The 15,668-nt window shown below is 44.8% G+C and carries 11 protein-coding genes; 6 read left to right on the top strand and 5 right to left on the bottom strand.

Annotated features, from left to right (window positions below; genetic code table 11):
- Positions 1 to 207: 207 nt before the first annotated feature.
- Positions 208 to 3,786, top strand: coding sequence for a PD-(D/E)XK nuclease family protein (locus FFM84_RS12835; RefSeq protein ID WP_130845440.1), 3,579 nt, complete (start codon positions 208 to 210; stop codon positions 3,784 to 3,786).
- Complete coding sequence (gene addA, locus FFM84_RS12830; RefSeq protein WP_130845441.1) at positions 3,779 to 7,528, top strand: helicase-exonuclease AddAB subunit AddA; 3,750 nt, start codon at positions 3,779 to 3,781, stop codon at positions 7,526 to 7,528. Before FFM84_RS12835 ends, addA begins: the two co-directional genes overlap by 8 nt.
- Positions 7,529 to 7,901: 373 nt before the next feature.
- On the opposite strand, the gene FFM84_RS12825 is transcribed toward addA, so the two are convergent.
- A complete protein-coding gene (locus FFM84_RS12825; RefSeq protein WP_130845442.1) occupies positions 7,902 to 8,423 on the bottom strand; it encodes a GNAT family N-acetyltransferase in 522 nt (173 codons plus the stop codon).
- Between the two features lie 142 nt (positions 8,424 to 8,565).
- Between FFM84_RS12825 and FFM84_RS12820 the strand changes: the two genes are divergently transcribed.
- On the top strand, positions 8,566 to 9,204 hold the full coding sequence (locus FFM84_RS12820; RefSeq protein WP_130845443.1) for an SDR family oxidoreductase: 639 nt from the start codon (positions 8,566 to 8,568) through the stop codon (positions 9,202 to 9,204).
- A gap of 48 nt (positions 9,205 to 9,252) precedes the next feature.
- Here the strand turns inward: FFM84_RS12820 and dapA are convergent, their stop codons facing one another.
- Positions 9,253 to 10,122: a 4-hydroxy-tetrahydrodipicolinate synthase gene (gene dapA, locus FFM84_RS12815; RefSeq protein ID WP_130845444.1), complete on the bottom strand. Its 870-nt coding sequence runs from the start codon at positions 10,120 to 10,122 to the stop codon at positions 9,253 to 9,255.
- Between the two features lie 2 nt (positions 10,123 to 10,124).
- Entirely contained in the window at positions 10,125 to 11,300 is a 1,176-nt protein-coding gene (locus FFM84_RS12810) for an aminotransferase class I/II-fold pyridoxal phosphate-dependent enzyme (RefSeq protein WP_130845445.1), read from the bottom strand.
- 99 nt (positions 11,301 to 11,399) lie between these two features.
- On the opposite strand from FFM84_RS12810, the gene pdxR reads away from it, so the two are divergent.
- Positions 11,400 to 12,779, top strand: coding sequence for a MocR-like pyridoxine biosynthesis transcription factor PdxR (pdxR, locus tag FFM84_RS12805; RefSeq protein WP_130845446.1), 1,380 nt, complete (start codon positions 11,400 to 11,402; stop codon positions 12,777 to 12,779).
- Here the strand turns inward: pdxR and FFM84_RS12800 are convergent.
- Positions 12,769 to 13,338 (bottom strand): Crp/Fnr family transcriptional regulator, encoded by a 570-nt coding sequence (locus FFM84_RS12800; protein ID WP_225425311.1) that lies wholly within the window; start codon positions 13,336 to 13,338, stop codon positions 12,769 to 12,771. The genes pdxR and FFM84_RS12800 overlap by 11 nt on opposite strands.
- A gap of 100 nt (positions 13,339 to 13,438) precedes the next feature.
- Here FFM84_RS12800 and FFM84_RS12795 point away from each other — a divergent pair, with 100 nt between their 5' ends.
- A complete protein-coding gene (locus tag FFM84_RS12795; protein ID WP_130845447.1) occupies positions 13,439 to 14,029 on the top strand; it encodes an NAD(P)H-dependent oxidoreductase in 591 nt (196 codons plus the stop codon).
- A gap of 52 nt (positions 14,030 to 14,081) precedes the next feature.
- Here FFM84_RS12795 and FFM84_RS12790 read toward each other — a convergent pair whose 3' ends face one another.
- Complete coding sequence (locus FFM84_RS12790) at positions 14,082 to 14,429, bottom strand: hypothetical protein (RefSeq protein WP_130845448.1); 348 nt, start codon at positions 14,427 to 14,429, stop codon at positions 14,082 to 14,084.
- 389 nt (positions 14,430 to 14,818) lie between these two features.
- Between FFM84_RS12790 and FFM84_RS12785 the strand changes: the two genes are divergently transcribed.
- Positions 14,819 to 15,619 carry an Ig-like domain-containing protein gene (locus FFM84_RS12785; protein WP_130845449.1) on the top strand — a complete coding sequence of 267 codons (801 nt, stop codon included), beginning with the start codon at positions 14,819 to 14,821 and terminating at the stop codon, positions 15,617 to 15,619.
- Positions 15,620 to 15,668 lie beyond the last annotated feature (49 nt).

The raw sequence follows: 15,668 nt of genomic DNA, 5'->3' as shown, positions 1-15,668 counted from the left end.
CTCACTCTCGGTTATGTCAGTGGTTACAAACTTGATTAACACCTGTAATCCAACCGGCAGAATCGCTGACTGGCGTAGGTGATAAATTTAGCATAACTCAATTAAAGCACGGGACTTTTAAGTCGACGCGCTTTTTTTGTGTACTCAGATATGCGATAATTAATCTTAAATATGAGAACGTTTGTTCATGAAATGGAGGGGTAAAATTTGTCTTTACAGTTCGTTCTAGGACCAGCTAAAGTCGATCATCGCCAAACAATGGTGACCCAATTGAACCAGCAATTGCAGGCTAATCCACAGGATCAATTCTTTTACTTGGTGCCGAACCACGTGAAGTTTGATACTGAAGTCGATGTCTTAAATCGATTGGCAATGATGGCTGGGCAATCGGCGTTATATGCGCAGACGCAAGTTCAGGTTTTTTCATTTACCCGTTTGGCATGGTATTTAATGAAAAATGAAGCGGCTTATCAATTGCCACGATTATCTAGTGCTGGGATCAATATGCTACTCTTTAAGATTTTACGGGCCCACGCTGAGGACTTACGTTTATTCGGCGGGGAAGTTAATCAAACTGGGTTTATTACGCAACTGGCTCAAGAAATTAATGAGTTACAATTGGCTAATTTAGCACCGGAAGATGTCGTTCAGTTAGCCCAAAATGCGCCAGCGGGAGACTTGCAGGCTAAATTACATGATTTAGCGATTGTATACACCGACTTTGATGCGATGACCGCTGGTAAGTATTTAAAAAATGCCGATGTGTTAGCGCAACTTAATCAGTATTTACAAACGCAAAATTTACATGGGACACAAGTTTATTTGGAGCTGTTCTCACAGTTATCAACGCAAGAACAGGCGATTGTGACAACGCTGTTAGAGCGTGGTGCCAAGGTGACAATGAGTTTGATTTTAACCGAAGCACCAAAAAAGAAGCCATTGAATGGCACGTTATTTTATCAAACGGGCCGGTTGTATTATCGCTTGAGTCAGTATGCTCAGGTCCGTCATATCGAGCAGTTGCCAGATGTTTTTGCGCAACAAGTTCGGGTTGCGCCAGCATTAGCGGCGCTTGATGATGTTTGGCGTGGTGCTGGTAAACCAAGCGCAATTGACGATAACCAAAAGGCCTTACACGTTTTTCGCACTGATACGCGGCAGACTGAAATCGCGCAAGTGGCTCGTCAAATTCGTCAGTTGGTGGCGAATGAAGGATACCACTATCGTGATTTTCTTGTGGTGACGCGTCACTTAACGAGTTATGACACAATGATTGCGCCAATTTTTCACGCGATGGAAATCCCGTATTTCTTGGATTTACGCCGATCTATGGCTGACCACCCGTTAGTAGAATTAATCAGCGCGCTCTTTGCGGTTCAAGAAAATCATTATCAATATCGTGATGTCATGCGATTATTGAAAACTGAATTGTTGTTGCCGCAAGTGAACGGGCGCCCAATGAATCGTCAAGCTTATCAGCAAGCGGTTGATTTAACCGAAAACTTTATTTTGAAGAGTGGCTACAGTGGCCGCCGATGGACGCAAAAAGAAGATTGGCAATACTTTCAAGTGATTGCCGGTGATGCTGGGGTTGAAACTGATCAAAATGCGGCGATTACTGAAAAAATTAACTTGATTCATCATTTTGTGGCCAAAATCTTGCCACCATTTTTTAAAGCCCTTTCGAAGGCCTCAGATGGACGCACAGCCGCGACATTATTAGTGACCTTTTTGACGAAAAATGGTGTGGATACACAACTAATGGCATGGCGGGATCAAGCCGTTGAACGCGGTGATTTAGCGACAGCTAGTGAACCGGAACAAACCTGGCAGACATTCTGTGAAATGCTCGATGATTTTGTGACCATGTTAGGGGATCAGCCATTTGAACTTGTTGATTTTTTGGCGTTACTCCAGGCTGGATTTGAAGGCGCTGGATATGCGCAAATTCCATCAACGTTAGATCAAGTGTCGATTTCTGAAAGTGGTCGCGAACAGAGTCAAAATCGCAAAGTGGTGATGCTGATGGGGGCCACTGACTTAGTGATGCCCGATCGTATCATGACCAACGATTTATTGAGTGATACTGATAAGAACCAGTTACAACCAGAATTAAATCAGTTAGATGGAGATCATTATTTAGCAGATTCAGCAGTCGTTCAACTTGGTGATGAACGCTATCTGAATTATTTGGCTTTCTTAAATGCAACGGAACGTTTGTATTTGAGCGCGCCGTTAAAGGATAGTCAAGAAGCTGAATTGAACTTGTCGAGTTATGTGATCCAAATTCAACGGGCCTTTCAATTGAAGACGCTAGTGTATTTGGCAACGCCAGATCCAACCAAGCCGAAAATTGCACCGTTTGTCGGTTCCAAACGTCGGACTTTGACGCATGTGATCCAAGTCTATCGTGATGTGTTAACGGCTAATCAAGATCATAATCATGTGGGTGAGCCCTTACGACCGGCCCCAGTTTGGGTGTGGTTGCGGCGTGAACTCAGTCAAGATCCGACTTTTGGTCCCTTAGCGCAACAACTGCTAGCGGGGTTAAGTTATCGCAACGTGCCGACACCATTAACGTCAGACAGTGTGCAAGCATTGTATGGCAAACAGATCTATACTTCAATTTCAAAATTAGAAGAGTTCTACCGTAATCAATATGCGTACTTTTTAAAGTACGGACTAAAGTTACGTGAACGAGATGTCTTCGAGCTGTCAGCAGCAAGTACGGGTGAATTCTTCCATGCGGTGCTTGATGGCTTAATTAAACTCGTTCAGGCACAAGGGTTAACGTTGGCTTCGCTGGACGATGACACTTTAGATCAATTTTTAGATCAGGTGTCGTTAACCGTTTTGGCACAACCCCAATTTACGATTCTATCGAGTTCTAATCGGATGGCCTATTTACGCCGGCAATTATTAAATACGGTTCGCCAAATTGCTTATGCTATTCGTAATCAGAGTTTGCATTCCGAAGCCACGCCACGTCAAACCGAAGTCTTGTTTGGGAATGTTGGTAAAGAACATGGACTAAAGGCCCTTGATTTCAAAGTTGATGCCGAACATAGTGTCCATGTGCGGGGAAAGATTGATCGCTTAGATCAAATTCAGGTTGCTGACCAAAACTATTTGGGAATTGTGGATTACAAGTCTTCACAACACAAGTTTGATTTTCAGCAGGCCTACTATGGCTTAGCCATGCAAATGTTGACTTATCTCAATGCCGTTTTGGTGAATGAATCCGAAATCGTTCAAAATCCGAATGAAAAAGTGAAATTGGCCGGAGCATTGTACATGCATATTCAAAATCCAACGCTCAAGCCGAGTGATGCCAAGGCTGGTTTTGAGGCGGCTTTATTGAAAGCTAATAAATACAAAGGGGTCGTTTTAGATGACCCACAACTGTTACAACATTTAGATACTGAATTACCTAAGAAAACGGGTTATCAACATTCAAAAATTTATCCATTTAGTCGCAAGACAGATGGCGCTTATAGTAGTACCAAAGCCGCACCACTGGTCACTGAAACGCAATTGGATGCCTTATTGGCTAATAATCGACAATTGATTGTGGCTGCTGCCGAAGCGATTTTCGCTGGGGCCTTGGCCTTGAATCCAATCCGCTTGAACGATAAACAAACGGCGTTACAATATTCGCCATATCTCGCAATTATGGAATTTGATGCGATGCTACCAGAAAATAATTACCGCGATTTACCACCGTTGAGTCCGCAAGAAGTTTTGGATCGGATTGCCACGGAGTTGGGGGATGAGAAAAATGAGTGAAAAAACAGCCTATACAGCTAGTCAACAAGCCGCGATTGACCAGCAAGGTAATAATTTATTAGTGTCCGCATCAGCTGGTTCTGGCAAAACCACGGTTTTGATTGAACGGATCATGCGCAAAATCAAAGCTGGGACTGATATCGATCAGTTATTGGTGGTGACGTTTACGAACCTCGCTGCTAAGCATATGAAACAAAAACTTGAAAAACGATTGAATGCTGAGTTGTCAACGTTTTTAGCGGCTCATCCTAAAGCCACAATGGCCAGTCCCGAATTACAACCATTGCGTCGGCAATTAAATCTGCTCGGTGTCGCTAATATCAGTACATTAGATGCCTTTTGTAATCGATTGATTCAACGTTACTATTACGTGATTAATCTTGATCCGGTTTTTCGATTACTGACGGATAATACCGAAGGCTTGTTGATTCGGGATCAAGTCTGGGATACGGTCCGTGAAAAGTTGTACGAAGATGATGGCGAAGTCTTTGCGCTGTTGACCGCGAACTTTTCTAATGATCGCAGCGATGACGGACTCAGTCGACTGATCATGCGGTTGTATGATTTTGCGCAATCAACGCCTGATCCAGTCGCTTGGTTGCAACAATTGCCAGCAACTTATCATCTTGATGGTGACCACGTGACCACGTCAAGCTTCTATCAACAACAGGTGTTGCCACAGCTCATGCCCTTGTTTCAAAATATGTTGACAACGATTCAACAAGGCTTAGTCCAAGCGGAGGCCAATGAGTTAAAGCCGGCCACAATTAAGAATTTGGAAAGTGCGCAAGCAGAATTAACTGAACTGGTAGCCAATGTGGCCACGATGGATTGGAACGCCTTACGTGCCGTTTGCCAAAACTTTAAAATTGGGACGATTGCGAAGAAATACAAAGATGACGTGACTCGGACGATGGTGGGGACAGCCATCAATACCCAAGTGGCCGAAGTCAAAAAGACGATGAGCAAACTGGCTGATGACTATTTTATGAGTGATGAGCAACAAGTCTTGGATATCATGACTGGGGCCGAAGCTTTGGTGACTGAACTGGTTAAGGCTACGTTAGCCTTCAAAGATGCTTTCGCGGCTGAAAAGCGGCGCCGGCATGTTCTTGATTTTAACGATTTGGAACATTTGAGTTTACAAATTTTAACCAGTCAAAACGAGAGTGGTCAAGCGGCATTAGCCCAATTACAAGCGCAATTTTCAGAAGTCATGGTCGATGAGTACCAAGATATCAACAGTTTACAGGAAACCATCTTGCAGTTATTGTCACAGTCAACACCTGGCAACATGTTTATGGTGGGAGATGTGAAGCAGTCGATTTATCAATTCCGGTTGGCTGATCCGTTGTTGTTCTTACACAAGTACCAAGATTTTGGGGCTAACCCTGAACATGGGGATCGCATTGTCTTAGCGGAAAATTTTCGGTCGGTTGAAAATGTTGATCAATTAACTAACCTAATCTTTAGCCAGATTATGGATGCACCGGTGGGTCAGATTGACTATGATCAGGCGGCTTATTTGAAGTATGGACCTAAAGATTACCCGAGTGACTTGCCACAAACGACGAGCTTGATGCTGTATCAAAGTGGCGAAGCGGCCACTGAGGATGACGCTTCAGATGAAGCTGATTTTGCCATCGATGACCCAGCATTGGGGAGTATTATGATGGTTGCTCAAAAGATTTTAACGTTAAAAGCGGAAGATCATCCGATTTATGACCGAGCAACGCAAACGTATCGACCATTGCGATACAGTGATGTGGCATTACTAGTACCAACGCGTAATCATAACTTATCGATTGTCGATGTCTTTAAACGATTGCATATTCCGATTGTTGTCAATGATGCCCAAAACTATTTTCAAACCACTGAAATTCGGATTATGATGGCGTTACTCACCATCATTGATAATCCGTATCAAGATATTCCTTTGGTGGCGGTCTTGCGTTCACCAATGGTCGGTCTAGACGAAAATCAACTCGTTTATTTACGGATTCAGAATAAGACGAGTGATTATTTCCAAGCCTTGCGTGATTTCTATGAACGTTATCCGGGACAAGCACATGATGCCTATGGTGATGCGGTTTACGATAAGATTGACCGGTTCATGACTCAATTAACTGAATTTCGAGATTTAGCCCGACGTAATCAGTTAGTAACATTGATTTGGCGCATCTATGATCGGACTGGATTCTTGGATTATGTTGGTGGGATGCCAGCTGGCCCACAACGACAAGCCAATTTGCACGCCTTGTATGAACGAGCACATGCGTATGAAGAGGGCAGTTTTAAGGGGTTATTTCAATTCGTCCGATTTATCAAACGCATGCAAGAAAAGGATGAAGATCTCGCCTCGGCGGTCGCGGAAACAAGCACCGAAGCGGTCAGTGTGATGACGATTCATGGGAGTAAAGGGTTGGAATTTCCAGTTGTCTTTATCATGGATTTGGATAAACGCTTCAATCAAACGGATCTAAATGCATCAGCATTGTTAGACCGACAAGCCGGGATTGGCATTACCTATTTAGATCCAGAAACACGCGTTAAATATCCAACCTTACCACGACTAGTGGCACGGCAAGTTGCTGGAAAAAAGTTACGCGCGGAAGAAATGCGAAAGCTGTATGTGGCCATTACCCGAGCGGAACAACAATTGTATCTAGTGGGGACGGTTAAGGATATTGAGACTGCCACTCAACAATGGCGTCGAACGTTTAGTACGCCGGAACGATTATTACCAGCGACATTGCGTGTTGCGGCCAATAATGCACTGGATTGGGTCGGCATGAGTTTAATTCGGCATGTAGATTTCAAAGACTACTGGGATGGCGACCAACCTCAAATGCAGTTTACGACGGCCGATGCGCGGGTAACGATCGAGCTGGGCGACGCCACTACGATTGAGACGGCGGCAGCCGAATCGACAGCTACTGCTAATCAGAGTGCAGTTGAGCAAGTTGAGGCTGACGTTACCGTGGATATTGATGATATGACGCGACAACAGATTAGTCGGATTTTAAACTTTAGTTATCCAGCCCAAGTGGCGACGACGACTACCGCTTATCAATCAGTATCAGAAGTCAAACGTGTCTTTGAAGACCCGGACACACCATTGATGAATGAAAATCCAACGGTCAGCACTAAGCAATCGCGAGTGCATAATCGGTATGTTGCCGATAGCTTAACTTTGCCAAAATTTTTGCAAACAACGCAAGCGCCAACTGGGGCTGAAATCGGGAGTGCGACACATCTGGTTTTAGAACAGTTAGATATTCATAAACCGGTGACGACTGAGGCCGTTCAGGCGACGATTGCTGATTTAGTCGCGAAGCAAGTGTTGACAAGCGCCATTGGTGATCAGATTCAAATTGAGCCAATTTTGAGTTTTTACGACAGTACGTTGGGACAACAACTCTTGGCACAGCCTGATCAAGTTCATCGTGAAGTGCCATTCTCATTATTGTTGCCAGCCCAAGCCTTATTTGATGGTTTTGAGGCTGATGGTAATAGCAAAATTCTCATTCATGGGATTATCGATGGCTATTTGCAAACGGATGAAGCGTTAATTCTGTTTGATTACAAGACAGATCACGTGGCCCATGCCGATGACTTACTCGGTAAGTATGCGGGGCAAGTGAAATTATACGGGGCCGCGTTGCAATCAATGTTACAACGACCTGTCACGCAACAGTATTTGTATTCACTCGGTCATCATGAACTAGTTGCGGTTAAATAACTAAAGCGTGATAGTCACTGACACGATAAGGGCTTGAGCTGTGCTAAATGAGTCACCTACGCCAGCCAGTGACTCTGCCGGCTGTGGGACCGGCTCCAGCCAAAGTGCGGGCTTTCGCCTCGCTTTTAAGCCTAGCTAAAACCACTAGTCTTAAAAGTCGACCACATCGTAAGCCCGGGAAAACACCCAGAATAACGATATTTTCACGGCCGGCGCCATCGCTGACTGGCTCCGGTCCGCTCACAGCGTTCCGACCCAAGGTGGGCGAACGGCGGGTGGCAAGTCGAACCACTTTTGATCAGCAGTGATGATTAAAAAAATGAGCGTCACAGCGAAAAAATCGTTGTGACGCTCATTGCTGTTTATTGGAATTTTAAAGCGTGAGCTGATAGGCGTTTCGTTGATCAGTCGCATCATGATCCATATAGACGATGCCACGATACGTAAAACCCGCTTTTTCAATAATGTGTTGCATCCGAACGTTTAAGGCATGGGTATCAATTCGGACTTGCCGCAAGCCTTGTTGATAACTTAAGGTCATAAGATTGCTGAAATAAAAATCAGCCAAATGTTGCCCGTGATAACCACCGGCAATCGCGATTCGATGAATGGATGAATAGCCATCACTGGTCGCCGGTGACCATGCGCCTTGATAAATATCAGCGTAGTTAGGATCGGGGGTTGTCAACAATGCAGCGGTGCCGGCAATTTTGCCATCAACGATTAATAACCAGGCCTGGTTCGCATCGATGTCGGCTTGTAAGTCAGCGATGGCTGGATAGCCGTCTTGCCATTGAGGAATCTGATCAGCAGCTAATAGTTGTCGACCTTGGTCAATAATAGCCAGCATTTGGGGAATATCAGCCGTGGTGGCGGCTCGAACGTATTTGGACATGCAATCACGTCACTTTCTGCATAGAATGCTTATCATTATAGTCTTCTTAGTCATGTGCGACAAATTCAAAAACAGATTGATGGCAGTTAGCTAGCGATTGGTTCATAATAATAACCAACAATAATTAGGAGCGTGAACAGCAATGAAAGTTTTTGTAATTGGGGCCCATGGTCAAATCGGTAAAAAAATTGTCTCTAAGTTGGTTGCCAAAGGCGATCAAGTTTATGCTGGCATCCGGCACGCGGACCAAGCGGAAGCTTTTGAAGATGCGGGCGCGCAACCAGTTCAGTTTGATTTAATGGCCCAACCGGCCGAGCAAGCCTTAGCCTTAAAGGGCATGGATGCGGTCGTTTTTGCGGCTGGTTCTGGCGGTCAAACGGGGTATGATATGACCTTGATGATCGACCTAGATGGTGCCGTTAAATCAATGCAAGCGACTGAAATCGCGGGAATCAAACGCTATGTGATTATTAGCGCTGAATTCACGCCAGAACGGGCTAAATGGCCTAAATCATTACAACCATATTATGTGGCAAAATACTACGCAGACGAATGGTTGAAAAACCGGACGGCGTTGGATTACACGATCTTACAACCCGGTAGTTTAGTCAATGATGCTGGTACCGGTAAAGTCAGCGTTGACCCAGCAGTTGGTGGTGCGATTACACGTGACGATGTCGCAACAGTTGCGGTTAAGACCCTAACCACGCCAGCAACAATCGGCAAGACGATTGCGTTAATTAATGGTGATACGCCAATTGACGAAGCGTTAAGTGAATAAATAGAAAAGACATTTGGGATTATCTCAAATGTCTTTTTTTGTGCCAGTTTACTGTAAGGCCGCTAACAATGTTTGTTGTTGTGCAGTAGTTAGTGGCAAGATTGGTAGCCGCGGATCGCCGACTAAGATCCGTTGTTGATTAAGTGCGGCTTTAACCGGTGCTGGAGATGGTGAACTGAATAGGGCCGCCATTTTCGGTAAAAGTTGCCGTTGCAGTTGTCCAGCAGTGCGGGCATCGCCTTGACTCAACTTGGTTTGGATCGTGCTCATCGCATCGCCGTACAAATGACTCGCTACTGAGATGACCCCATGAGCGCCATAAGCTTGTGCTGTTAAGGTTTGGGCATCTTCCCCCGTGTAGACGAGAAAGTCAGCAGGGGTCTGATCAATCACGGCCGCTAGCTCGTCTGTTGAGGTACATTGTTTAATCCCAATGATATCAGGATGCTGTGCCAGTTTAGCAATCGTTTCCACGGCCATTTTAACCACGACCCGACCTGGAATGTTATAAATGATAATCGGCAAACCACCCCGATCAGCAATTGCCGTAAAGTGCGCAATCATCCCGGCCTGATCGGGTTTGTTATAAGGGGGCACGACCACTAAGGCAGCATCGATTCCAGCAATCTGACTAACTTGACGGGTAAAGTCGATGGTTGCGGCAGTGTTATTAGAGCCGGTATTGGCAATGATCGGTACGCGGCCCGCTACGAGTCGAGCGGTCTCACGATATAGGGCCAACTTTTCAGTTGTGGACAAAGTGGGGCCTTCACCAGTAGTGCCACCAACTAAAATACCAGTTGTATGATGACTGAGTAGATGGTCAATTAAGTGTGCCAAACGATCAAAATCTAAGTGTTGTTGATCATCGAATGGGGTGACCATAGCGGTTATTAAATGGGCATTATCAAATTTCATCGTTAATCCTCCGTTTTTATGGGTACTTGACTGCGCCAAATTGCAAGGCGATTCATACTGGTGCGCAATGCGGTCATGCTAGCGGCATAGCTGATCCGAAACCAGCCTTCACCAGCTGGGCCAAAAGCCGATCCAGGAATGACGGCGACGTGGGCTTGTTGTGCCAATTGAGTGGCAAATGCCCAGCTATTGCCAGTAAAGTCGGCTGGTACTTGAGCAAAGACGTAAAAAGCGCCAGTTGGGTAACAATAATTCAAACCAATTTCACTCAGACGACTAATCAAATAATCGCGACGGGCTTGATAAATGTCACGCATCTTGGCACCATCATCTAAGCCGTTCGTTAGGGCCTCGATGCCAGCCATCTGACTAATCGAACTGGTCGAGGTGACGAGGTACTGATGCGTCTTTTTCATTTCATTGATTAGGGCTAGTGGTGCCATGATGAACCCAAGGCGCCACCCGGTCATAGCATGTGATTTGGACAAGCCATTGATCGTAATGGTTTTCTCAGGATACAAGGTTGCTAACGCTGTATGGGGTTGTTCATAAGTCAGTTCACTATAAATTTCATCGCTAATGACTAACAGATTAGCCGATCGAATCACGGTCACTAAAGCGGCAAGTTCAGCTTTGGTATACGTAATGCCAGTTGGATTGGTCGGATAATTTAAAATAATGGCCTTTAAATGGTCGTTTTTGTGAGCAGCGATGGTTGCGACTAGTTGGGCTGGGGTTAATTTATAACCGGCACTGGTTGTATCGACAGTGATTAAGTGTGCTTGGGCCATGGCAACGACTGGTTGATAACTGGCATAGTTAGGCGTTGGCAATAAAACCCCATCGCCAGGATTAAGGCAAGTTAATAAAGCAGTCGCAACGGCTTCGGTCGCGCCAACGGTGGCAATAATTTCACTAGGGGCATACGTTAGCCCGTATTTTTGATTGAAATATTGACTGGCGGCGACTTGTAAGCGTTGAAAGCCCATTAATGGCGAGTAATGACTACAATCATCACGAATCGCTTGAATGGCCGCTTTTTTGATATGGGCGGGTGTCGGTAAGTCGGGTTCGCCGAGTGTCAGTTTAATGATATCGGGAATGGGACTCACCGCTTCGTCAAAGCGCCGAATACCAGAAACTTGAATTTGATGAATAATTTGATTAATGACCGGCATGCTAACAGCTTCCTCTCAAAGTGATTACGGCTTATAATAAATAAAAATCGTTATCTTTAAAAGGAACAGTTTTTATAAAAATGAAAGGACAGTTGTGCGATGATCTTAGACCGAAATGCGACTCAACCCTTATATTTACAGCTTTATCAACAGTTGCGAGCGGCGTATGATCCTAACAATACCGCCCGACAAAAATTATGGTCAGTTCGAAAATTGGCACAAAATTTAGCTGTTTCTAAAACAACTGTTGAACAGGCGTATGACCAATTAATGGCAGAAGGTTATATTTATTCGGTACCGGGGAGTGGTTATTTTTATCATGACCTACAACATTGGCCAACACCAGCCACGATTGACACCCCACCGACACCGCCATTGGCAACGCCGACCAAGGTGACTTATGACTTTCATTATGGTCGATTGCCGATGTTGAAGCCAAGTTGGAATGCCTGGAAACGAGCAGTACGAGAAGCCTTACGCCAAGCAGAGGATGCGGCTAACACTCATGATCCCGAAGCACAAGGATTGTTCGCGTTACGTGAACAATTGGGACGATTTTTAGCGACCACGCGGGGCATTCAATGTACGCCAGACCAAATCGTGATTACGAATGGTGCCAAAGCCGGTTTGAGTTTTTTACTTAGTCTGTTGCCACGAGGATTAGTTGGCATTGAGAATCCGGGCTATCGGGGGCTAGATGAGCTTGCGGCTGGTTATGGGCATCGAACAGTCGCCTTGCCGGTAACCGCACAGGGCGTGGATTTAGCTGCTTTAAAAGCCGCGCAACCGCAAGTGGTCTACACGACACCAGCGCATCAATTTCCATTAGGGTATGTCTTGCCAATTGCGCAACGGCTAGATTTATTAAATTGGGCGGCAACCAATCAGCGTTTAATTATTGAAGATGATTATGACAGTGCCTATCGGTATAATGCCCGCCCATTACCAGCGTTACAGTCATTAGCGACCGCTAACCAAGTCGCTTATTTGGGGACCTTTGATCGGGGAATTGATCCAACTTTACGAATGGGCTATTTAGTCTTACCACCGCAATTAGTGACCACTTATCACCAACAATATCAATATCGTTCGGCCATGGTGGCGGGGCTTTTGCAGCAAGCCATGGTGAATTATTTCGAAAGTGGGGCGTACTATCGTCATTTGAGTCGTAGTCGTAACCTGAATCGTCAAAAGTATCAGTTGGTTTGTAAACTGCTGGCTAAGTCAACCTTGATTCAACCCATCGCGACTGGAGCTGGGCTTCACTTGGTGGTCCGAATTCCCGAAATTGATAGTGCTGACTTATTAAATGCGCTCATTCAGGCCGATATTCGCATTTATCCGTTAGACTCTAACTGGCAAGCGATGCCAAGTCACGACTATTATTTGCTTGGTTTTGCGGCCTTATCGTTAGCTGACTTAGAAATCGCGATACCACGTTTAATCCAAATTTGTGAACGGTTGGCGTCTAATCATTAGTTAACCGGGTCCGAATCCGACTGAGTGAAACTGGGGTGATCCCTAAGTAAGCCGCGATGAGATGTAGGGGTACCCGTTCGATGAGTTCAGGGTCATCCTGGACGAGTTGTTGATAACGTTCGGTTGGTGTGAGTTGAAGTTGATCAAAAAAAGTATTGCGATAAGTGACGAAGCGTTCGCAGATTAAGCGGGTGATGGTCGTCTCAAGTGCCGGATAAGTTTGACGCAGTTGGTCAAAGTTGACCTTACTCAATCGCAAGACTTGAGTCGGTTCCAAACTTTCAATGGTAAAATCGCTCGGCTGATCTAGGTAGAAGCTTTCAAATGAGGCGACTAGTTGATTTTCAAAGAAAAACTGGAGCGTAATATCGCGGCCTTGAGCATTGTGCCATAGACGTAAGGCACCACTGACGATGATATAAATGGCATCGGCAACCTCACCTTCAGCTAAAAGTGTGTGACCAGCAGGCATCGTTTGGACCGTGAATTGAGACTGAATCTGATCCCAGTGGGTTGCAAGAATCGGGAGTTTTTGGGCGAGATAAGGTGGCATTTTCATATGTAAATCCTCCAAAATGGTCGTCATTAACTTTTGTTAAGGCGACCGTTAATTAGTTTCATTATACTAGCCTCATTAACTTGAAAACGGGGTATTTATGATGAAAACTGTTTTAATTTTTGACCACCCATATACCGCTACTGCCAGTCAAAATGTGCCGCACAACCGGTCTTTTTTAGCCGTACTTTGCCAACAGGTGATGGCGCAATTAACGCAAGCCGGCGATACCGTTGATTTGATTGACTTGCATGCTGATGGGTTTAATCCAGTGATGTCGGCGGCGGATTTAACCAACTGGCGACGTGGTCGACCGGTTGATGATCAAGTCGCCGATTATCAGCAACGTTTGTTAGCTGCCGATCGAATAATTTTTATGTTTCCGATTTGGTGGGAAGTCATGCCGGCGATGACGAAAGGTTTTTTGGATCGCGTGTATGCGAAAGGACAATTGTATCAAGCCGATTCAATGCGGACCAAATTAACGAAACATCCGCGGATTGATGTGATCACCACGATGAGTACGCCAGGCTGGGTCTATCGGTGGGTGTTTGGTGCACCGGTTATTAAAAGCCTGTTTCGAGGCACCTTTTTAAAAACACGATTGTGGCAATTTAAGTGGCATAATATTGCCCAAGTTGAGAAGAAATCACTGGCGCAACGTGAACAATTATTACGTCGATTTAAAATTTAGTATGACGCAAAAAAGCTTGAGACTTTTACTCAAGCTTTTTTGTTGAGAGCGACTATTGTGGTTTTGTTTTAGGAAAGGCTCGTTTAAGTTCACGCTCAGTGGCGACGTTTTGAATAATTAAGCCGATCCCTAAACCGATGGCTTGTAAATTAAAACTTTGTAACCAATCGATGTTGAATAGCGCACCGCAGACTGCGGCAATTAATAAAATAGTAAAAATTTCGATACCAAGTAAGGCGTAAAATCGTTGGGCAAATCGCCAAGCCGTTTTATCTCGACAGGCCAGCCGGGAGGTATAACCTAATAGTGATCGGAACGGGGGCATTTTTACCCACTGATAAATCCAGACCAACCAAAAAATTAAGAAAGCCCAAGACAGGCCAAAATTCGTTGCATGCAAATTAACACCTCCGCTAATCCGGTTTCAGCTAACGCATGAATGCCGGCGTTGTTATCTATTATAACAATCTCTGTGCCAGAGTTGGGAATGCAGACCTAAAAAATTGGTGTTTTTTGAAATGATGACAATCGTCAGGGGAGTAGTACTTACGATTGAACCGGTTTTGATCCGCAACGTGCAATAACGGCTAGTCCCCATCATTGTTGATCGACGGTTAGATCTTACCGAATGGTCTTATACGACATGGATCGCTAATGTCAGTTATATCGAAAATCTAAAATTTGTTTGAAGAAATATTAAAAAGTTTATATCTTTTAATCCAGATAACTAGCCGGAATGAAGTGAAGAGGTTATAATATGGTCTGAAATAAGAAAGGGAGTTATTTTTGATGCAAACTTCGAAGAAATTAATGACAGGCTTATTAGCAACAGTTACAGCTGTTTCCTTATTTGCCCCAGCGGCTTTAGGGACTAACAATTCAGCTGATACTGTCGCTCAAGCTGCAACGAAGACGACTATTAAAGTTGACGGGTTAAACACCAGCAGCAAGACGGTTACTGGGACTGCCACTAAAGGCGCTAAAGTTACGGTTTATGCTAAAAAGGGTGCTAGTGGTTCAAACGCTGGTAAGAGCAAGATTGCTTCAGCAACTGCTTCATCAAAGACGGGTAAGTTTACTGTTAAATTACCAAAGACTTACAAGAAGGGTACTGATTTGTATGTCTACGCTACTAATGGCAAGTATTCATACATGTACCGGATCGTCACTGTAACGGCTAAAACTGCTGCTAAGACGACCACTACAACAACTAAGAAGGCCTCAACCTATGGCTTAGTTAGCAGCGTTACTGGGACTTGGAAGTCATCAAGCTACAAAGGCTATTACACGAAGTGGACGTTAACGAGTGGTAAGAAGATCACCGTTAAACGTTACAAGTCAGGTGCTAAGACCAAGACCTTGTTAAGTGGGACTTATACTGCAAGTACCAGTAACAAGCATCTTTGGAAAGTTAGCGCTAAGTCTGGCAGCAAGACTGAAACTTTCTACTTACGTTTCCGGAGCGCTTCAAGCTTTTACGTTGTAAATAGCAAGAACAGCCGGGTCAAAGAAAACTTTGGTCAAGGTGCTCATTACTACAGTTATTCAAAAGTTGCTACCAGCAGCAAATCAAGCGTTTTAAGTTTCTAGTTTAACGGCGCTTGTCTAAAGACGGTCACTCTTTTAGAGTGGGCGTCTT

Origin of the sequence: Lactiplantibacillus mudanjiangensis (genome assembly GCF_005405385.1) — a bacterium.
In the GTDB taxonomy this organism is placed as follows: Bacteria; Bacillota; Bacilli; order Lactobacillales; family Lactobacillaceae; genus Lactiplantibacillus; species Lactiplantibacillus mudanjiangensis.
This window is presented reverse-complemented; position numbering and strand designations above follow the sequence as displayed.